Annotated in this window: 20 protein-coding genes; 10 read left to right on the plus strand and 10 right to left on the minus strand. The window is 70.0% G+C overall.

Annotation, left to right across the window (positions count from 1 at the left end):
- Position 1: 1 nt before the first annotated feature.
- The 3 genes from AB0E90_RS45660 to AB0E90_RS45670 form a co-directional block, all read right to left on the minus strand.
- Positions 2-805 (minus strand): metal ABC transporter ATP-binding protein, encoded by an 804-nt coding sequence (locus AB0E90_RS45660; protein WP_360418878.1) that lies wholly within the window; start codon positions 803-805, stop codon positions 2-4.
- Positions 802-1,725 carry a metal ABC transporter substrate-binding protein gene (locus AB0E90_RS45665; protein ID WP_360418880.1) on the minus strand — a complete coding sequence of 308 codons (924 nt, stop codon included), beginning with the start codon at positions 1,723-1,725 and terminating at the stop codon, positions 802-804. Before AB0E90_RS45665 ends, AB0E90_RS45660 begins: the two co-directional genes overlap by 4 nt.
- A gap of 65 nt (positions 1,726-1,790) precedes the next feature.
- Positions 1,791-2,048 (minus strand): DUF6703 family protein, encoded by a 258-nt coding sequence (locus tag AB0E90_RS45670; RefSeq protein ID WP_360418882.1) that lies wholly within the window; start codon positions 2,046-2,048, stop codon positions 1,791-1,793.
- 47 nt (positions 2,049-2,095) lie between these two features.
- Between AB0E90_RS45670 and AB0E90_RS45675 the strand changes: the two genes are divergently transcribed.
- From AB0E90_RS45675 to AB0E90_RS45685, 3 genes are all read left to right on the plus strand, one after another.
- Positions 2,096-2,437: an antibiotic biosynthesis monooxygenase family protein gene (locus AB0E90_RS45675; RefSeq protein ID WP_360418884.1), complete on the plus strand. Its 342-nt coding sequence runs from the start codon at positions 2,096-2,098 to the stop codon at positions 2,435-2,437.
- A 17-nt stretch (positions 2,438-2,454) separates the two neighbouring features.
- Positions 2,455-2,988: a hypothetical protein gene (locus tag AB0E90_RS45680; protein WP_360418886.1), complete on the plus strand. Its 534-nt coding sequence runs from the start codon at positions 2,455-2,457 to the stop codon at positions 2,986-2,988.
- A 66-nt stretch (positions 2,989-3,054) separates the two neighbouring features.
- Positions 3,055-4,434: a glycine--tRNA ligase gene (locus tag AB0E90_RS45685; RefSeq protein WP_360418888.1), complete on the plus strand. Its 1,380-nt coding sequence runs from the start codon at positions 3,055-3,057 to the stop codon at positions 4,432-4,434.
- A gap of 41 nt (positions 4,435-4,475) precedes the next feature.
- On the opposite strand, the gene AB0E90_RS45690 is transcribed toward AB0E90_RS45685, so the two are convergent.
- Positions 4,476-4,958 carry an XdhC family protein gene (locus AB0E90_RS45690; RefSeq protein ID WP_360418890.1) on the minus strand — a complete coding sequence of 161 codons (483 nt, stop codon included), beginning with the start codon at positions 4,956-4,958 and terminating at the stop codon, positions 4,476-4,478.
- Positions 4,959-5,267: 309 nt separating this feature from the next.
- On the opposite strand from AB0E90_RS45690, the gene dusB reads away from it, so the two are divergent.
- From dusB to AB0E90_RS45705, 3 genes are all read left to right on the plus strand, one after another.
- Complete coding sequence (gene dusB, locus AB0E90_RS45695) at positions 5,268-6,419, plus strand: tRNA dihydrouridine synthase DusB (RefSeq protein WP_360418893.1); 1,152 nt, start codon at positions 5,268-5,270, stop codon at positions 6,417-6,419.
- A 50-nt stretch (positions 6,420-6,469) separates the two neighbouring features.
- Positions 6,470-7,570, plus strand: a complete 1,101-nt coding sequence (locus AB0E90_RS45700; RefSeq protein WP_360418895.1) for a DUF2786 domain-containing protein — start codon at positions 6,470-6,472, stop codon at positions 7,568-7,570.
- A 96-nt stretch (positions 7,571-7,666) separates the two neighbouring features.
- Entirely contained in the window at positions 7,667-8,734 is a 1,068-nt protein-coding gene (locus AB0E90_RS45705) for an MFS transporter (protein ID WP_360418923.1), read from the plus strand.
- 589 nt (positions 8,735-9,323) lie between these two features.
- Here the strand turns inward: AB0E90_RS45705 and AB0E90_RS45710 are convergent.
- The 5 genes from AB0E90_RS45710 to AB0E90_RS45730 form a co-directional block, all read right to left on the minus strand.
- The gene (locus tag AB0E90_RS45710; RefSeq protein ID WP_203821089.1) at positions 9,324-9,695 is read right to left on the minus strand and encodes a hypothetical protein; all 372 of its coding nucleotides are present in this window, start codon (positions 9,693-9,695) and stop codon (positions 9,324-9,326) included.
- Between the two features lie 378 nt (positions 9,696-10,073).
- Entirely contained in the window at positions 10,074-10,562 is a 489-nt protein-coding gene (locus tag AB0E90_RS45715) for a roadblock/LC7 domain-containing protein (protein WP_360418898.1), read from the minus strand.
- A gap of 577 nt (positions 10,563-11,139) precedes the next feature.
- A complete protein-coding gene (locus tag AB0E90_RS45720) occupies positions 11,140-12,603 on the minus strand; it encodes a DUF4388 domain-containing protein (RefSeq protein WP_360418900.1) in 1,464 nt (487 codons plus the stop codon).
- Positions 12,604-12,641: 38 nt separating this feature from the next.
- Complete coding sequence (locus AB0E90_RS45725) at positions 12,642-12,989, minus strand: hypothetical protein (RefSeq protein WP_360418902.1); 348 nt, start codon at positions 12,987-12,989, stop codon at positions 12,642-12,644.
- 40 nt (positions 12,990-13,029) lie between these two features.
- Positions 13,030-13,629, minus strand: coding sequence for a hypothetical protein (locus tag AB0E90_RS45730; RefSeq protein WP_360418904.1), 600 nt, complete (start codon positions 13,627-13,629; stop codon positions 13,030-13,032).
- Between the two features lie 98 nt (positions 13,630-13,727).
- Between AB0E90_RS45730 and AB0E90_RS45735 the strand changes: the two genes are divergently transcribed.
- Complete coding sequence (locus tag AB0E90_RS45735) at positions 13,728-14,081, plus strand: VOC family protein (RefSeq protein WP_360418906.1); 354 nt, start codon at positions 13,728-13,730, stop codon at positions 14,079-14,081.
- On the opposite strand, the gene AB0E90_RS45740 is transcribed toward AB0E90_RS45735, so the two are convergent.
- On the minus strand, positions 14,078-15,595 hold the full coding sequence (locus AB0E90_RS45740; protein WP_360418908.1) for a methyl-accepting chemotaxis protein: 1,518 nt from the start codon (positions 15,593-15,595) through the stop codon (positions 14,078-14,080). The genes AB0E90_RS45735 and AB0E90_RS45740 overlap by 4 nt on opposite strands.
- Positions 15,596-15,699: 104 nt before the next feature.
- On the opposite strand from AB0E90_RS45740, the gene AB0E90_RS45745 reads away from it, so the two are divergent.
- Genes AB0E90_RS45745 through AB0E90_RS45755 form a run of 3 tightly spaced genes read left to right on the plus strand, consistent with a single transcriptional unit; the run spans position 15,700 to position 19,318 of the window.
- Positions 15,700-16,914, plus strand: a complete 1,215-nt coding sequence (locus AB0E90_RS45745; RefSeq protein WP_360418911.1) for a deoxyguanosinetriphosphate triphosphohydrolase — start codon at positions 15,700-15,702, stop codon at positions 16,912-16,914.
- 11 nt (positions 16,915-16,925) lie between these two features.
- Positions 16,926-18,785, plus strand: coding sequence for a DNA primase (dnaG, locus tag AB0E90_RS45750; RefSeq protein WP_360418914.1), 1,860 nt, complete (start codon positions 16,926-16,928; stop codon positions 18,783-18,785).
- Positions 18,782-19,318, plus strand: a complete 537-nt coding sequence (locus AB0E90_RS45755) for a hypothetical protein (RefSeq protein ID WP_360418916.1) — start codon at positions 18,782-18,784, stop codon at positions 19,316-19,318. The genes dnaG and AB0E90_RS45755 overlap by 4 nt, the downstream gene beginning before the upstream one ends.
- The last annotated feature ends 126 nt before the right edge of the window (positions 19,319-19,444 follow it).

Raw genomic sequence — 19,444 nt, forward strand, 5'->3', positions numbered from 1 at the left:
CTCAGCCTGCGGTCATCCGGTCGGTGGGGGACCACTCGCAGATGCCGGCTTTCTCCAGGTCGGCGTGCGGGTGGACGTGATCGTGGTCCGGGTCGGCGTGGTGGCCGGCCGGCTCCGGCGGCAGGCCCTCGTGGGCGATGCGGCCCTCGTGCACCACCACGGCCCGGTCGATCAGCGGCCGCAGCGGGCCCAGCTCGTGCGCGACCAGCAGGATCGTGCCGCCGCCGGCGGCGAACCGGCCCAGCGCCGCGGCGAACGCCTCCTGGCTGGCGGCGTCCACACCGGCTGTCGGCTCGTCGAGCACGAGCAGGTCGGGCCGGCCGGCCAGGGCGCGGGCGATCAGGGTGCGCTGCTGCTGGCCGCCGGAGAGCGTCGAGACCGGATCGCCGATCCGGTCGAGCAGGCCGACGTCCTGCAGCGCTGCCTGGACGGCGGCCCGGTCGGCGCCGCCGGCCGGGCGGAAGATGCCGCGCCGGGCCAGCCGCCCGGACGCCACGACCTCGCCGACGGTGGCGGGCACGCCGCTGCCGGCGCCGAGCCGCTGCGGGACGTAGCCGACCCGCGCCCAGTCCCGGAACTTCCGCTGCGGGGTGCCGAACAGGTCGATGTCGCCGCGGCTCGCCGGGACCAGCCCGAGGATCGTGCGGATCAGGGTGGACTTGCCGGAGCCGTTCGCGCCGAGGATGGCGACGACCTCACCGGGGCGGACCGCGAGGGAGACGTCGTGCAGGATCTCCCGGCCGTCGTAGCCCGCGGCCAGGTGACGTATGTCGGCGACTGCCCGGCCTGGCACTTCTGCTGTCATGAGGTGCACCCCAATGCCGTGGTGAGTGCGGCCAGGTTCGCCCGCATGACGGTGAAGTAGTCGGACCGGGCGTCGGTCAGGCCCTCGAGCGGGTCGAGTACGGCGGTCTTCGCGCCGACCTCCCGGGCGATGGTCTCGGCGACCTTCGGGCTGACCAGGGTCTCGAAGAAGATGGTGGTGGTGCCGGTCTCGCGGGCCGTCTTCGCGACGCCGGCCAGGCGCTGCGGGGCGGGCTCGGCCTCGGGGGAGACGCCGGTGATGCCGACCTGGGTGAGGCCGTAGCGGGTGGCCAGGTAGTTGAACGCGCTGTGGCTGGTGACCAGCTCACGCCGCTGACAGGTGGCCAGGCTGTGGGCGTACTCCTGATCGAGGGTCTGCAGTTGGGTTTGCAGGTCTTTGGCCCTGGCCTGGTAATCGGCCGCGTGGGCGGGGTCCTTCTCGGCCAGTTCGTCGCCGAGTTTTCCGGCGATCGTGGCGAACCGCACCGGATCGAGCCAGACGTGCGGGTCGAGACCGCTGCTGTCCTCGGAGCCGGCGGCCGACTTCTCGGCGGCCGACTTCTCGGCGTACGGCAGCAGGTCGATCACCGCGGCGACGTTAAACGAGCGGCCCTTCGCCTCCTGGGCCACCGCGGAGTCGACGGCCGGCTGGAAACCGTGAAGGTAGACCGCGAGACCCGCGTCGGCGACGTCGGCGACCTGGCGCGGGTTGAGCTCCACGTCGTGTGGTTCGGCGCCGGGCTTGGTGAGATTGGTGACCGACACCGTGTCGCCCCCGATCCGCTCGCTGAGGAACTGCAGCGGGTAGAAGGCGGTGACCACGTTCAGCTTGCCGTCGGCGAAGCCCCCGGCGGACGCGCGAGCGCCGCACCCGGCCGCCACCGCAAGAGTGAGCAGGGCGGCGAGCAGGACGCGGGGCATACCACCCACTGTCTCCGACAATGATAATGATTGTCAAAAGCGCATGAGTGGGCTCACTGGGCGGCTCAGACCGCTTTGGCGATCACGGCGGCGAGGAGTAGTGCGAGCATCACTATGCGCAGGGTGCGGGTCGACGGTTTCTGCACCGGCCAGGTGGTGATGGTCAGCGCCGCCAGACCGGCCGCGAGCAGGAACAACAGCGCCGCGCCGACGATCCCCGGCAGGAACAGGCCGGCCAGCATCAGCGCCAGCGCCACGATGAACGCCCGGGTCGGATTCACCCTCGCCATCCGGCGCAGCAGGTTGTCGGACGTCGCCACCATGTCGCCTCCTAGCCCTGCGTACGTTCAGCCCTGCGTACGCTCGTCGCATGCTCGTGCTCAACCGCTTCGTCGTCCCGTCGGAAACGCAGGACGGCTTCGTGCTCCGCGCGCACGCCGCCCTCACCGCGCTGGCCGAGCGCCCAGGGTATGTCTCCGGGCGGCTCACCCGCGCCATCGAAGACCCGGACCACTGGGTCATGGCCACCGAATGGGAGTCCGTGGGAGCCTACCGGCGCGCCCTGGGCGGCTTCGACGTCAAGGTTCACGCGACTCCGCTGCTCTCCCAGTCGATCGACGAGCCGTCCGCGTTCGAGACCCTCGCCAGCGCCGCGCCCGGTGGCGAACTGGTCGTGACCGCCAGCGACCGGGCCGCCGAGCAGTGGCGCTGACGACTAATCTGGGTGACATGAATCCCGCCCCGCCGCAGGGTCCCGCGCTACCGCCGGCGCCGGCCGTCTCGCCGGCCCCCGGAGTTCCGCAAGGGCCCGGGGTCTTTCCGCCTTTCCCGGCGCCGCCGGTCGAGGGCAAGGGCAAACGCATCGGCTGGGGCATCGGCATCGCCGCGGTCATCGCCGTGCTCGTCTGCGGCGGCGGGCTGGCCGCGGTGATCGGCATCGGGATCTCCGCGTCCGGCTCGGTGCAGGAGCGGGCCGAGGCCGCCGTCGGCGACTACCTCGACGCGGTCAAGGCCAAGAAGTACGACGAGGCGTACGGGTTGTTGTGCGACCAGGCGCAGGAGGACGAGAGCCCGGCCGAGTTCCGCACCCGGGTCGCGGCCGAGGAGGCGATCACCGGCTACAAGTTCGGTGACCTCAACTTCGTCACGTACTCGTTGCCGGTCGACGTCACCTACACCGGTGGCGATTCCACCGAGCTGGAGGCCTATCTGCGGCAGGACTCGAGCACGGGCGGGTTCGAGCTGTGCTCCCTCGAGGAGTAATCTCGCAATTTGTCCTGATCGAAACCTACGATGTCCCCGCCGACACCCAGCCGGCGTAGGAGGAACATGCCCGCCGACCGTATCGATGCCGTCGTCTCCCTGGCCAAGCGCCGGGGCTTCGTCTTCCCCTCCAGTGAGATCTACGGAGGAACCCGCTCGGCCTGGGACTACGGTCCGCTGGGCGTGGAGCTGAAGGACAATGTCCGCCGCCAGTGGTGGCGCACGATGGTGCAGCAGCGTGACGACATCGTCGGCCTCGACTCCGCCGTCATCCTCGCCCGTCAGGTGTGGGAGGCGTCCGGCCACATCGCCGAGTTCGTCGACCCGCTGACCGAGTGCCAGTCGTGCCACAAGCGGTTCCGGGCCGACCACCTCGAGGAGGCGTACGAGGCGAAGCACGGCTCGCTGCCGTCCTCGTTGCAGGAGCTGAACTGCCCGAACTGCGGCAACAAGGGCACCTTCACCGAGCCGAAGATGTTCAACGGCCTGATGAAGACCTACCTCGGCCCCACCGAGAGCGCCGACGGCCTGCACTACCTGCGCCCGGAGACCGCCCAGGGCATCTTCGTGAACTACAACAACGTCGCCACCGCGGCGCGCAAGAAGCCGCCGTTCGGCATCGCCCAGATCGGCAAGAGCTTCCGCAACGAGATCACCCCGGGCAACTTCATCTTCCGTACGCGTGAGTTCGAGCAGATGGAGATGGAGTTCTTCGTCGAGCCCGGCAAGGACGAGGAGTGGCACGAGTACTGGTTGCAGGAGCGCTGGAACTGGTACCGCGGCCTGGGTCTGTCGGAGTCGAACCTGCGCTTCTTCGAGCACCCGAAGGAAAAGCTCTCGCACTACTCGAAGCGCACCGTTGACATCGAGTACCGCTTCCAGTTCGGCGGCACCGAGTTCGCCGAGCTCGAGGGCATCGCGAACCGCACCGACTTCGACCTGACCACGCACTCCAAGCACTCCGGCGTCGACCTGTCCTACTTCGATCAGGAGAAGCAGGAACGCTGGGTGCCGTACGTGATCGAGCCGGCCGCCGGTCTCACCCGCGCGGTGCTCGCGTTCCTCCTCGAGGCGTACGACGAGGACGAGGCTCCCAACACCAAGGGTGGCGTCGACAAGCGCACGGTCATGCGGTTCGACCCGCGCCTGGCGCCGATCAAGGTGGCGGTCCTGCCGCTGTCGCGTAACCCGGAGCTGTCGCCGAAGGCCCGCGGGCTGGCCGACACGCTGCGCAAGCGCTGGATCGTCGAGTTCGACGACTCGCAGGCGATCGGCCGGCGTTACCGCCGCCAGGACGAGATCGGCACGCCGTTCTGCGTCACGGTCGACTTCGACACCCTCACCGACGACGCGGTGACGGTGCGCGACCGCGACACGATGAAGCAGGAGCGGGTCGCCCTCGACAAGATCGAGGACTACCTGACCAAGCGCCTGCCCGGCTGCTGAGCGTCCTTCTTTGAAGGGCTGAGCTAGAACTCGAACCCGCGCTAGAACTCGAACCCGCCCGGTCGGCCGTTCCGGTCGGCGATGAGCCCGGCCAGAGTCGCGATCGCGATCTCGGCCGGGGTCTTCGCCCCGATGTTGAGGCCGATCGGGCGGTGCACCCGGGCGATCTCCTCGTCCGGCACCCCGAGTTCGCGCAGCATCCCCACGTGCGGCCCCTCGATCGCCGGCTTCCCGAGGATGCCGATCCACCGGGTGGGCGCCGCCAGCGCCTCCTTGAGCACCACGCCGATCTCGGCCCGGTGATGATCGCTGAGCACGACGTCGGTGCTGTCGTCCAGCTCGGCCGCCGCGAGATCGTGCACGACCCGGTCCCCGTGCGGCCGCGGTGTGCCCTGCAGCCGCGACTCGTCCGGCTCGACCAGCATCGACTGGAATCCGGCCTCGACGGCGAGCCGCAGCATCACCTCGGCGGTAGGCGACTCGAACACCACCACGAGCCGCCGCGGACGCACCCCATCACTCACGCCGCCGACTGTGCCAGATCCGTGGGCCGCCTGCACGGCGATCTATCCTTGATGCACGACAGCTTGTCTAGCGACTAGCATGAGCTCGCGTAGCGGCCCGGAGAAAGAAATAACCCCGGCCGATGCCAAGGCAGAGACTGTCCGGGGTTTCTGTACGGAACCCTACCGGGCATGGGGGGAGGCTCCGGCGGCTTGTCGAAGCAGGAGTGACCGAGGCCTTCGCCGGCGACCTGCTGCCCAACTTCCGCGATTTTCGGCCAAGGCAGCGCGATTTTCGGCCAAGGCAGGCGGCATGGCACGCTTGAGGGCGTGACTGCGTCGCTCAAGCTCGGAAACCACCTCAAGCTGGGAAACCACGTCGTGAACCCGCCCGTCGTGCTGGCGCCGATGGCGGGGATCACCAACGTGGCGTTCCGGCGGCTCTGCCGTGAGCAGGGCGGCGGGGTCTACGTGTGCGAGATGATCACCACGCGGGCGCTGGTCGAGCGGATTCCGAAGACGCTCAAGATGATCGCGTTCGCCGAGGACGAGGGTTTCCGCAGCCTGCAGCTCTACGGTGTCGACCCGGACGTCACCGCGGCGGCGGTGCGGATGATCGGCGAGGACGGGCTGGCCGATCACGTCGACCTCAACTTCGGCTGCCCGGTGCCCAAGGTCACCCGGCGTGGCGGCGGGTCGGCGCTCCCGTGGCGCCGCCGGCTCTTCGGGCGGATCGTGTCGCAGGCCGTCGCGGCGGCCAAGCCCTTCGGCATCCCGCTCACCATCAAAATGCGCAAAGGCATAGACGACGACCATCTGACGTACGTCGAGGCCGGTCTCGCCGCGCAGGAGGCCGGCGTGGCCGCAGTGGCCCTGCACGCGCGCACGGCCGAGCAGCGTTACTCCGGCAAGGCCGACTGGGACGCCATCGCCACCCTCAAACAGGCGCTCGACGTGCCGGTTCTCGGCAACGGCGACATCTGGGAGGGCTCCGACGCGCTGCGCATGGTCGAGCACACCGGCGTCGACGGGGTGGTCGTCGGCCGCGGCTGCCTGGGCCGCCCGTGGCTGTTCGCCGACCTGGAGGCCGCGTTCACCCAGGGCGCCGGCTACCGGCCGGTGCTGCCCACCCTGGGCGAGGTCGCGAAGATCATGTCCCGGCACGCCGAACTGCTGGTCGACGCGCTCGGCGACGAGAAGCACGGCTGCGCCGACTACCGCAAGCACGTCGCGTGGTACCTGAAAGGCTTCCCGGTCGGCAGCGACCTGCGCCGCCGGCTCGCCATGATCTCCTCACTGGCCGAGCTGGACGACCTGCTGGGCCTGCTCGACCCGTCGGTGCCGTTCCCGGCGGACGCGCTCGGCCAGCCCCGCGGCCGGGTGAACGCGCCCGGCAAGGTGTCGCTGCCCTACGGCTGGCTCGACAGCCGCGACGACGAGTCGGTCCCCGAGGGCGCCGAAACCGACGAATCAGGCGGCTGAACAGTGCAGATGGACCACCGGCCGGGCTGCTGGCCCCCGGCCGCACGCTGATGTCCGCAGCCGGCACGATCCGGGCGGTTCTCGGCGGTGAGATCAGCTACGAGGACGCGCTCAACACGCTCACCGTCGCCCCCGACGCCGACGCGGCTCTCGTGCAGGCGGTCGCCGTTATCGTCGACCGGCTGTTCCAGAGCGGGTGGCAGCCCGCTGAGCTGCATCGGGTCGTGGCCCGGCTGGGCGATCCGCTGCAGGCTCAGGTGATCGCCGGCGCGACGGCGGCCTATCTCGCAAGATTCCGGGACGTCGATCCGCGCTGGCGGGCGCAAGCCGACGAACTGTCAGGCGGCCGGAAAATGGGCGGCGGGAAAGCCCCGGCCGATCGCATCAGACTGAACGACGCCACCCTCGCGCTTCTGCTGGAACTGCGCCGGCTCCCGCGCATCGAAACCCTCATCCCGCCGCCGGGCGCCATTCCCGAGACCAGGTACTCCGGCGCCGACAATCGCATGCTGGAACGGGTGCGCGCCCTTCTGGCCAAGGCCGAGGCCACCGATTTCCCGGCCGAGGCGGAGGCGTTCTCGGCCAAGGCGCAGGAACTGATCGCCAAACACAGCATCGAATCGGTGCTCACGGCCGGCCCGGAAGCCGCCCCGCTCGCCCGCCGGCTCGGCGTCGACCACCCCTACGAGAGCGAGAAGGCCAGCCTGCTCGACGCCGTCGCCCGGGCCAACCACTGCCACACCGTGTGGTCGCCCGAGCTGGCCTTCTCCACGCTGTTCGGTTTCGACGCCGACATCGACTCGGTCGAATTGCTGTACACGTCACTGCTGGTGCAGGCGAACAAAGCGATGGCCCGCGACGAGCCCGCCAAGGGAAAGGCGCGCATCAAGGCGTTCCGCCGCAGTTTCCTGGTCGCCTACGCCCACCGCATCGGCGAGCGCCTCGAACAGACCACCCGCAACGAGATCGCCCGCCACGAGCTGGCCCGGCCCTCCGACCTGCTCCCGGTGCTGCGCAGCCGCCAACTGCAGGTCCAGGAGGCGTTGACGCGCGCGTTCCCGCGGACCGTCCGGGCCCGGGGCAGCCGCGTCGACAGCCTGGAAGGATGGGAATCCGGCCGGGCAGCCGCCGACGAGGCGAAATTGGCTTGACCCGAGCGGGTGCCGGCGAGCGAAGATAGGCGTATGCATCCGGTTTGACGCTGATCTCCGCTGCTCTACGCCGTCCGCGCCTGTGCGAACGGAGTCCTGCTCTACCCGGTCTACGCGCTGCTGTTCGCCGACGCGGGCCTGTCCACCAGCCAGATCTCCACGCTGTTCGTGATCTGGTCGGTCGTCTCGTTCGTGTTCGAGGTGCCCTCCGGCGCGCTGGCCGACGCCTGGTCCCGTCGCGGCCTCTACGCGATCGGTGAGATCCTCACCGCCGCCGGTTACGCGCTGTGGCTGATCTGGCCGGCTTTCCCGGGCTTCGCGCTCGGCTTCATGCTGTGGGGGCTCGGCGGCGCGCTCAGCTCCGGCACACTCGAGGCGCTCGTCTACGACCAGGTCGGCGACGCATACGCCAAGGTCATGGGCCGGGCGAGCACGGCCGGCATCCTCGCCATGACCGCAGCCACGCTGCTCGCCACGCCCGCTTTCGCGGCCGGCGGCTACCGTTTGGTGGGCATAGCCAGCATCGCGACAGTCACCCTGGGTGGTCTCCTCGCGCTGCGTCTCCCCGATTCAAGGGGTACGCATGAAGAAGCCGACGACCACAACGAGGGCAGTTACCTGCTGCTCTTGCGGGCGGGGTTGCGGGAGTCGATAAAGAACCGGCGCATCATTCTCGCCCTGGCCGTGGCCGCGTTACTGCCCGGATTCAGCGCACTCGACGAATACCTGCCGCTGCTGGCCCGGGAAAAGGGCGCGCCGACAGTAGCCGTACCCCTGCTGTTTGCCCTCACCGCACTCGCCATGGCCGCGGGAAGCGCGCTGGCCGGCCGCTTCGCCGCGCCGGTTTCCGCCGTAGCGGCGGTCTTGCTCGCCGCCGGCGCCCTCGTGCCGCACCTGGCCGGCATGGTCGCGATCTCCGCGGCATTCGGCCTCCTGCAATTCGGCATGATCCGCGCCGAGACCCGCCTCCAGGCCGAGATCACCGGCCCAGCCCGAAGCACCGTCCTCTCGGTGAGCGGCTTCGCCGCAGAGGCCTTCGCGGTCACGCTCTACGCGTGGTTCGCCCTGCCCCTCAGCCTGACGGCCCTGTTCGCACTGGCCGCCGCACCGCTGCTGCTCACGGCAGCACTGGAGCTCGCCGCGACAAGGGGCCGCAGCCGATGAAGGCCACAGCCGGCAAGGCCGCACGACGCGAAGTAGCGGAGGGCTGGTTCCGGGCGGAGGGCTGGTTCCGGGCGGAGGGCTGGTTCCGGGCGGAGAGCCCGCGTCGGGTGCAGGGGCTGCTCGGGCGGATAGCCCCGCTTCGGGCGAAGTGCCCGTCTCGGGGAAGAGCCCGTCTCGGGGAAGAGCCCGTCTCGGGGGAGAGCCAGCTTCGGGGGAGGGCCAGCTTCCGGCGAATGACCCGCTTTGGGCAAAGGCCGCCTTGCAGGAGAAGCCCGCTGTGGGCGACGAGTTGCTGTAGATGGGACCTGCTGTGGGCGAGGTGCTGGCGTGGCGGGGGCTGCCGGGACGACGAGTCGCTGTAAGTGGCGAGCTGGCGTGGGGTGGGGGAGTTGCTGTAGGTGGGGAGCTGCCGCGGGTGGGAGCTGGCATGGCTAAGGAGCTGCCGTAGGTGGGAGCTGCCGTAGGTGGGAGCTGCCGTAGGTGGGAGCTGCCGTAAGTGAGGAGTAGCCGTGGACGGCGAGGCTGCGCGCGCCGGGGCGGGGAGGGCGGTCTCGGCCCTCCCCGCTGGGAGCGGGCATGGGGAACACCGTCAGACGTCGAGGTCGTTTTCGATTCGGCGTAGCTGGTGGCGGGCCATGGCCAGGTTGGAGCGGTCGCGGCGCAGGGCGACGTAGAGGAACAGGCCCTTGCCGGAGCGGCTCGTTAGGGGGCGGATCATGTGGTACTGGCTGTCCAGGGTGATGAGGATGTCCTCGATCTTCTCGGAGATGTTGAGCATCTCCATCGCGCGCAGCTTGGCGCGGACCACGTCGGTGTTGCCGGCTGCGGCGACCGTCAGGTCCAGTTCCTTGCCGCCGCCGACGGTGCCGAGCGCCATGCCGCTCGTGTGGTCCACGAGAGCTACGCCGACGGCGCCGTCGATTTCCATGATCTCTTTGAGTGCGGTGTCCATGTCGGGCATGGGGTGGTCCTCCGTTTGTGGGATGGCAGGGCTCTTGAATTGCCGGGCCTTGGATTACCGGGCTTTGGAATTTGCCGGGCCTATGGATTGCAGGGACCTCTGGAATGCAAGGTCCTCTGGAGATTGCAGGCCCTTGGATGGCAGGGCCGTTGTGGGATGGCTGGCCTTGGTTCACTGCTGGCCTTGGTTCACTGCTGGCCTTGGTGCGTTGCTGGCCTTGGTGCGTTGCTGGCCTTAGTGGATTTCGGGCCGTGGCGCATTGCGGGCGTCGGTGAGTTGCAAGCCTTGGTGCACTGCGGGCCTTGCGGGTGGCGGGGTCGTTGGTGGGTGGGCAGACTGCGGTGGGATGGCGGTGCCGGCTTTGCCGGGGTCGGGTGATCAGCCGGTCGCCTGCCGGCGCCGGGTGTTGTTGGCCAGGGTGGCCATCGGTGTGCGCCGGGCCAGCGGAGCGGATGGGCCGGCCTGGGTAGGGATCTCTGGGCGGATCTGTGGTTTCGCCTCTACCGCGAGGATCTTCACCAGGCGGCGTACGCAGCGGCGTGCCTCCAGGTGGACCATGGCGAGGTTGGCGTCACCGGACGTGACCAAGGTGAGCAGGGTGTTCGGGCCCGCGGTGTATGTGGTGATGTAGCCCCGGTCGCATTCGACCACCGACTCGCGCAGGCTGCCGTGGTTCACCGCGTGCGCGAACCTCCGGGCCAGCGCCAGGTGGGCGGCGGCGAGCGCGGCGAGACCGTCCGGTTCGAGGCCGTGCGCGTCGTGCGCGACCACCAGACCGTCGGTGCTGGCGAGCACGCTGCCGGCCAGTTCCGGGACCCTGGAGCGCAGTCGGTCGAGCTCCTGGAGCACCGCCGGATCCACCGTCATCCTCGGTCTCCCTTTCTCATCGGCTCGGTCTCATCTCGGGGGCCGGTCTCATCTCGGGGCCAGTAACGCACCGAGGCCTTCGCGGTCTGGGTAACCGCTCAGTCTTGGGGCCTGCCCGTATCTGGGGCTCGGTTTCTGGCTGACGGTTTCTGGGCCTGCCTGTTCTTGGGGCCTGCCCGGTCTGGACCAGCTCCGGACTTGAAGCCCACTGAGCCTTGACGCCAGCCCGGTCTGGAGCCCGCCGCACCTTGACGCTCGCCCGGTCTTGACGCTCGCCCGGTCTTGACGCTCGCCCGGTCTTGACGCTCGCCCCACCTTGAGGCTCGCCCGGTCTTGGAGCCCGCCCCGTCTTGGGCGCTCTCGTCAACAAAGGCCTCGTCTCAAGGCCCTCCACTCGAAGGGTCCTGGTTTACGGAGCCATGTCGCGAGACGCCTCATGTCAAGGTGCTCCGTCCGAACGGGCCTAATTGCGCAGGCCCACCGCGGGACGCCTCGTCTTGACCGGCTTCGGGTTGCGGGGACTGTCCAGGGAGGCATTACCGGAGGGTCCTGGGCCGTGTTGTCGGAGGCGCGCGCGTCATCGCAGGGCTCGCAATGCAGTTCGGATGCGTTTCAGCAGGACTTCGTCGGTTCCGGGGTGGATCTGTGGGGGTTCCCCGACGACCTCCTTCGGCAGCTTCGCGCCGGGTTTCCGGCGGGCCAGCCGGGGCGGCCGATACACCGTCCCGTTGGCGCTGGTCTCCTCGGTGAGCGCCGCCGGCGCGGGTGGGCCGGGCACGGTCGGAGCGCTCGCGGGCGGAGCCGAGGACGACCGGGCCCGCGACGGCAGGGCCTGCGTCGACGAGGCCTGCAACGACGTCTCCCGCGCGGACAGCCCGTGCGCCGACGGAGTTGACGACGAGGTGGCAGAGGTCGGCGGAGCAGAGGTTGGCGGAGCCAGAGACGGCGGGCCAGACGTTGGCGGGACCAGCGACGGTGGGCCGGACGTCGGCGCGACCAGCGACGGCTGGCCAGACGTAGGCAGGGCCAACGACGGCGAGGCGGACGTTGGCAGGGCAGGCGTTGACAGGGTCGCCGACGGGGAGGCTGACGACGGCGGGGCAGATGACGGTGGGGCAGATGACGGCGGGGGTGATAGCGGTGTGGCCGGCAACGGTCGGGACCGGGGCGCTGTGGGCGGGCCCGGTGCGGCCGGTCGCACTCCCGATATCACCGGAACGGTTGCTGTGCCGACGTTGTCCGCGCTGATTCGGGGGCGGTTTACGTCCACGGCCGTGCCGCGGGCCTGGGGGAGTCGGACGAATTCGGGAGCTTCCGCCCGTACCTCTGGAAGTTCCAGGAGGCCCAGCGCCGCCAGGCGCCGCAGTTCCGCGATTGTCGCGAAGCCCGCGCGGCCCAGCAGTAACGCCAGGTCGGCGGGGGTGCGCTGGCCGTCGGCGTGCACCAGTAGCTCCCACTGCAGCGCGGTCAGTGACACCCGTTCGCGGGGCGCCCGCGTTGCCGGCGTCACTACTGCGGCGTCGACGCGTTGATCCGGGAAGATGGCGTCGAGCATTTTCGCCCGGCGGCGTACCTCGCGGTTGACCGCGGCCGGGTCGATGTGCGCGATCGGGCCTAACCAGTGCATGGCGCCGTCGAGGAACTCGACCTGCGCGTCGGCGGCGGAGAGTGCGAAGTACGCCGCGTCGTACGTCGCGCCCAGCACGCAGAGTTCCAGCTCGCCCTGGGTGAGGTGGCCCTGCTCGACGAGCAGGCGGCCCACCCGGGCGGTGGAGGTGCCCTGGTCCAGGGCGGTCTGCCAGGTGCGTCCGGCCAGCCGGCCGGAGGCGGTGAGCAGTTCGCCGACACCGGGCGCGGCCGGCGACTCGGCGTAGATGACCCGGCCCTCGAGGACGTAGACCGCGCCGCCGGGGTGGCCGCCGACCACCAGCGCGCCGGTCTGCCGCTCGGTGGCGACCTGCGTGAGCAGCCGCGCCGGTGCGGCTGGCTTCGAGGGCGCTGCTGGCTTCGAGGGCGCTGCTGTCTTCGAGGCGGTGGTCACGCGTTCTCCCCCCTTGGAAGTCAAGTGGCGACCAGAAGTCAGGTGGCAACAAGGTCGTCGGCGAGTTTTTGCATGCGGCGGCGGGCCACCGCGAGGTTCCCCTGGTGCCGGTCCAGCCAGACATAGAGGACCAGCCGGCTGTCGAAGTCGGTGTGCACGAGCCGGAGCAGGTGATAGCCGCCGGCCGTCGTGATGATCAGGTCTTCCAGCAGGTCGTGCGGTAACGCGGAAACGAACAGTGACCGGCTCGTCGCCGCCTGTACGACGTCGGCCGTGCCGGCCGCGGCCGCCTCGTGGTCGGAATTCGGTGCGGCTCCGGTCGTGGCGACCGGGAAACCGGTGGTGTAGTCGACGATGCTGGCGCCGACCGCGCCAGGGATCGCCATGGCCTCCTGCAAACAGTGATCGACGCCGGGCACGTCTCTCCTAGCGCTGCTTCGCCCCCTCCGGACGGTTGGCCCCCTCCGGACGGCAATGGCCAGGAGTTTCCCCGTAGCCCTTCGAGCCGGGCCGCCCCGCGCCATCACCGTGGGCCATCCTGCGGCGGCCGTGCCGCGATGAGTCGCACCGGCTGTGCGTCATGGTCACGGCCCAAAATTGGCGGGGCTGCTGCGGGCCGAATTCACCGAGCCAGTGCCGCTCGCCGGCGATCATCCGCAGTGGCGTCCCGCCGGACCGGAGCAGCTCCCCGGCGGCGTCCGAGACGACCGCGGCCACCCGCAGCGTGAGCTCGTTCTGGCCGATCAGGCCGTCGCGCAGCAGCAGTCGTCCGACCCGGCAACCGGCCCGGCCCTCGACCACCGCCGCGGTCCACGCGCCGAGGCTCATCCGCCCGGAGGCGACGAGCCGTTCGCCGAGGCCGGGGGTGGCCGGGGTCTCGGCGTACGCGATCCGGCCGCCGAGCAGATGAAGCACGCCGCCGGGCGTGCCCCCGACGTGCAGTGCCCCGGTCCACCCGGCGGCGCTCAGTCGGTCGAGTACCGCACCCAACTCGTTGAGGTCCACGACCGCATCGTCGGGACCCATCGAGCGGTGTCGTCGCACGGCCGGTGCGGCGTACGGGACGGGGTACCTCGACAGGGGCGCGTAACATGATCGTCACTTTTCGATAAGGAGGGCGCCATATGCCGGTCCGCTGGGAACAGATCGTCGTGGACGCGGAGGACCCGCACCGGCTGGCCCGCTGGTGGGCCGAGGCCCTCGGTTACGTGATCGTGCACGAGGCGGTCGACGAGGTGGAGATCCGGCGTACTCCCGACGAGCTGCCCGGCCTGCTGTTCGGCGTCGGCCCCGACCCGAAGACGGTGAAGAACCGCCTGCACATCGACCTGCGCCCGGACGATCAGGAAGCGGAGGTGGAGCGGCTGGTCAACATGGGCGCCCGCCTCGCCGACATCGGCCAGCACGACGTCCCGTGGGTGGTTCTGGCCGACCCCGAGGGAAACGAGTTCTGCGTTTTGTCGGAAAAACGGAGCTAGTAGCGGAAGCGGCCCATCAGCGTCTCGATCTCGCCGGCCGCGGTGCTGACCACCTCGGCCGAGGTACGCGTCGTGTTCGCGCCCTCCGCCGTCGCCTCCGTCGATCGGGTGATGTTCGTGACCGTGCCGCTGATCTCGCCGGCGGCCGCCGAGACCTCGCCCACGTTCCGCGACATCAGCTCGGTCGTGGCCGACTGCTGCTCCACCGCGGCCGCGATCGTCCGCTGACCGTCGTCGATCTGCGCGATCACCTCGGTGATCGACGCGATCGCGCTGGCGGTCCCGCTGGTCATCTCCTGGATCGCCAAGATCTTGGCGGTGATGTCCGCGGTCGCCTGCGCCGTCTCCTGAGCGAGGTCCTTGACCTCGGTCGCCACCACCGCGAACCCCTTGCCGGCCTCGCCCGCCCGGGCCGCCTCGATCGTGGCGTTGAGGGCCAGCAGGTTCGTCTGCTCGGCGATGTTGGTGATCAGCTGGACGATGTCGCCGACCTCCCGGCTCGCCTCGCTCAGCTTTGCCACCGCCTCGGCGGTCCGCGCCGCGTCCCGGGTCGCCGAGGCGGTCGTCTCGGTCGCCGACGCGGTCTGCCGGGAGATCTCCCGGATCGACGAGGCCAGCTCGTCGGTCGCGGTCATCATGTCGCTCACCGCCGCCGCCACGTGCCGCGCCGACGCATCGGCGCTGCGCGCCTGCCCGGACGTCTGCTCGGCCGAGGCGTCCAGATCGCCGGCGAGCGTACGCAGGTCACCGCTCGCCGAGGTCAGCGTGCCGATCCGCGCCGCGGTCGCCGACACGGTGTCCCGCAGCGAGCCCATCGCCCCGTTCAGCGCGCCGGCCATCTCGCCCAGTTCGTCGCGGTGGAGCACCGGCACCCGCACGGTCAGGTCGCAGCCGGCCACCGCCCGCAGGCCGGTCAGCATCTCCCGCAGCGGCCGCCGGATCGCCCGCAGGGTCCGCCAGCCGGCCAGCGCGGTGATCAGCGCGCCGGCGAGACCGGCCATGGCGATCACCCAGTCGCTCTTCGAGGCGGCGGCCACCCCCTGGTCGCTGGCGGCCTGGACGGCCGTCAGCATGCTGTCGTCCAGCGCGCCGAGATCCTCCTCCAGCTCCGCGTAGATCGTCAGGTAGCCGGCGAGCCCGGTCCGGCTGTTCACGACGCTCGCGGCCGTGTCGGCGTAGGTGACGACCCGCGGCCGTACCTTGGCGTAGTCGTCCTGAAGATCCGCCGGGGCCTCGGCCGCCGCGGCGTCGTAGTTGTCGATCATCGTCTGGCCGTGGTCGGCGACCTCGTTGTCCACCGCCGACCGTGCGTACATCGCCGCCATCACGTCGGCTCGCAATGCATCGTGCATCATGTCGGCGTTCCACTGATGGCTCATGCCGTCCGACACGCGAGCGATGTCCCGGTTCGCGTCGGCCTGCACGTGTGAGCTGGAGATCGCGAAACCCACCACCAGGCCCACCGAGACGAGACCGGCCGCGCCCATGACCAGCAGCCGGCCGACGATCGTCATACTTCGCCCGCGGGGCGAATCGGACTCCACGGCTACCACATCGGCAACCGGCCGAAGCCGCTTAGCCGGAGGTCAACCCGGCCGAAGCCGCCTAGGCTGGGATCATGACGGCGCTCGACGCCCAAAGGTGGATCAGTGAACCGGCCAAGGACTCGGGCTACGGACGCACGCAAGCCCAGCGCGACCGGGCGCGCGTCCTGCACTCGGCCGGCTTTCGCCGGCTGGCATCCAAGACCCAGGTGCACACGGCTGGGTCAGACGACTTCCTGCGTACGCGACTGACGCACTCGCTGGAGGTCGCGCAGATCTCCCGCGAGATGGGCGCCCGGCTCGGCTGCGACCCGGACGTCGTCGACGTCGCGGGGCTCGCCCACGACCTCGGGCACCCGCCGTTCGGCCACAACGGCGAGCACGCGCTGGATGAGGTCTCCCAGTCCTGTGGTGGCTTCGAGGGTAATGCCCAGACGCTGCGCGTGCTGACCCGTCTCGAGGCCAAAGTGCCCGGCGCCGGCCTCAACCTCACCCGCGCCTCCCTCGACGCCTGTGCCAAATATCCGTGGCCCCGCAAACCAGAGACAAAGAAATTTGGTGTGTACGCCGACGACCGCCCCGTCTTCGACTGGATGCACCCCGCCGAGCTCGGCGAACGCCGCTGCCTGGAGGCCCAGGTGATGGACTGGGCCGACGACGTCGCCTACTCCGTGCACGACGTCGAGGACGGCGTGCACGGCGGCTACCTGGAGTTGCGCGTCCTGATCGACGACCCGGCCGAACGGGCCGCCCTCTGCGCCGACGTGGCCGACAGCTACTCCGACGAGCCCGCCGACGCGCTGGCGGTCACTCTCGACCAGCTGCTCGCCGACCCGGCGGTGGCCCCGGTCGCCGGCTACGACGGCACCTTCGACACCCAGGTGGCGCTCAAACGGATGACAAGCATCCTCACCGGCCGGTTCGTCGCCTCCGCGATCGGCGCGACCCAGAGCCGGTACGGCACCGACCCGGTCCGCCGCTACGACGCCGACCTCATCGTGCCGCGCACCGTCCGTAATCAGTGCGCGCTGCTGAAGGGGATGGCGTTGCGCTACGTGATGCGGACCCGGGCGGCCGAGGACTGGTACGCGCAGCAGCGCACGATCCTGATCGAGCTGGTCGACGCTCTGACCCGTACACCAGCAAGGTTGGATGTTGTCTTCGGGCCGTTGCATGCGGCCGCCGAGAGTGACGCCGCGGCACTCAGAGTGGTGATCGACCAGGTCGCGTCGCTCACCGATCACGCCGCCGTGGCGTGGCATCGGACCCTGGTGGCAGCGCCCGCCTGACGCGAGGCAGGATGTATGCCGTGGCGGGCAGGGTCAAGGACGAGGACATCGCGCTGGTCCGCGACCGCACGTCGATCGCCGACATCATCAGCGAGTCGGTGACGCTGCGCTCGGCGGGCGGCGGCAACCTGAAGGGCCTGTGCCCGTTCCACGACGAGAAGACCCCGTCGTTCACGGTGGCACCTGCCCGAAATGTCTATTATTGTCATGGGTGCGGCCAGGGCGGGGACGCGATCAAGTTCCTGATGGACGCGGAGCATCTGTCGTTCATCGAGTCGATCGAGCGGCTGGCGTCGCGGGCCGGCATCCAGTTGCGGTACGAGACCGACAACCTGCCCAGCGCGCCCCGCCCGCAGACCGGGCAGCGGCAGCGGCTTCTCGCGGCGCACGTTTCCGCCATGGAGTTCTATCGCGACCAGCTCAGCACGCCCGGCGCGCGCAAAGCCCGCGAATTCCTTGCTCAGCGTGGATTCGGGCGCGATGCCGCCGAGCGGTACGGCTGCGGGTTCGCGCCGGACTCGTGGGACGCGCTGGCCAAGCACCTGCGCCAGAAGGGGTTCACGGCCGAGGAGCTCAATGCGGGCGGCCTCACCAAGCCGGCCCGCTCCGGGTCGCTGATCGACCGGTTCCGGCGGCGTCTGCTGTGGCCGATCAAGGACCTGTCCGGCGACGTGATCGGGTTCGGCGCGCGGAAGTTGTTCGACGACGATGACGGCCCGAAATATCTCAATACGCCGGAGTCGCCGCTCTACAAGAAGTCGCACGTTCTCTACGGCATCGACCAGGCGAAACGCGAGATCGCGAAGCGCGGCCGGGCGGTCATCGTGGAGGGCTACACCGATGTGATGGCCTGCCACGAGGCGGGCGAGCCGACCGCGGTGGCGACCTGCGGCACGGCGTTCGGCATCGACCACATCGGGGTGCTGCGGCGGCTGCTGATGGACAGCGACAGCTTCACCGGCGAGATCATCTACACCTTCGACGGGGACGCGGCCGGGCAGAAGGCGGCGCTGCGCGCCTTCGAGGAGGACCAGCGCTTCGTCGGGCGTACGTTCATCGCGGTCAGCCCGGACAATATGGACCCGTGCGAGTTGCGCCTGGCCAAGGGCGATCTCGCGGTGCGCGACATGATCGCCGGCCGGGAGCCGCTGGTCGACTTCGCGCTGCGGCACACGATCTCCCGCTTCGATCTGGACACGGTGGAGGGCCGGGTCGAGGCGATGCGCCGCGCCGCCCCGCTGGTCGCCAAGATCAAGGACAGGGAGAAGCGGCCTGAGTACGCTCGTAAGCTCGCCGGCGACCTCGGGATGGACCTCGAGCCCGTGCAGCGGGCGGTCAACTCGGCCCTGCGTGGCTCGGAGGAGGGCGCCGCCCGCCCGGCCGCGCGCTCGGCGGAGGCGCCGCAGCGGCTGGTCGAGCGGGAATCGCTGAAGCTGGCGCTGCAGGAGCCGGTGCTGGCCGGCCCGATGTTCGACACGGTCGGCACCGAGGACTACAACGACGCGGTCTACCAGGCGATCCGCGAGGCGATCGGGTCGGCCGGCGGGGCGTCGTCGGCGTCGTCCGGTGGTGTGGTGTGGATCGAGAAGGTGCGCGACTTCTGCGACGACCTGGCCGGCAAGGGGCTCATCTCGGAGCTGTCGGTGGAGCCGTTGCGGGTGGACGGGCCGGTCGACCCGCGGTACGTGCAGGTCACCCTCGCGCGGCTGCAGGCGGGCTCGGTGACCACCCGGATTCGTGATCTGAAGTCGAAGGTGCAGCGGCTCAACCCGGTCGCGCACAAGGATGAGTACCTGGCCTTGGCCGGTGAGCTTTTCTCCCTCGAACAGCAGGCGCGCGCGTTGCGCGAACAAGCGGCAGGTGGACTGTGAGTTTCCTTCAGCGCAAGCCCAAGCTTCCCGCGGCGCTGCGGCCGGCCCTCGCGCCGGAGGAGCGGGTCGTGGCGTGGGCGCCGGCGCCCGACTCTCAGCCGGCCGACAACAAGGCCCTGGTTGCCACGAACCACGGGTTGTGGCTGCCGGACGGCAAGCGGCTCGGCTGGCACGAGATCCACAAGGCGGCCTGGTCGGGGCGGGAACTGCGGATCACTCCGGCGGAAACGGCCGAGGACCGCAAGGACTACACGGTGCTCGTCGACGGGCCGGTGCTGAGTTTTCTGCTGCTGGAGCCGGGGCAGGTGCCGGACCAGGTGCGCAACCGGGTGACCAGGTCGGTGGCGTACACGTCGCATCATCCGCTGTCGGCGGGCGGGGTGCGGGTGGTGGGCCGGCGGGTGCCCGGGAAGAACGGCTTGAGCTGGGCGGTTCGCTACGACTCGGGGACGCCGGTGAAACTTCCCGCGGTGGTGGAACTGACCGGTGAGCTGGTGTCGGCGGCGCAGGAGGCGCTCGCTCCGCCGGAGTGATTCGGCCGGTGATTTTTGTCGTACCCCTTCTCTAGCGGGAGTTTCGCGGCTAGGTGCTCGTCCGGCGTGTAATCCGTTGCGGTGCTTGGATTTTAGGCCTGGATCGTGTATTACCCACATATGGCA

The organism is Actinoplanes sp. NPDC026619 (assembly GCF_040638295.1).
Classification (GTDB): domain Bacteria; phylum Actinomycetota; class Actinomycetes; order Mycobacteriales; family Micromonosporaceae; genus Actinoplanes.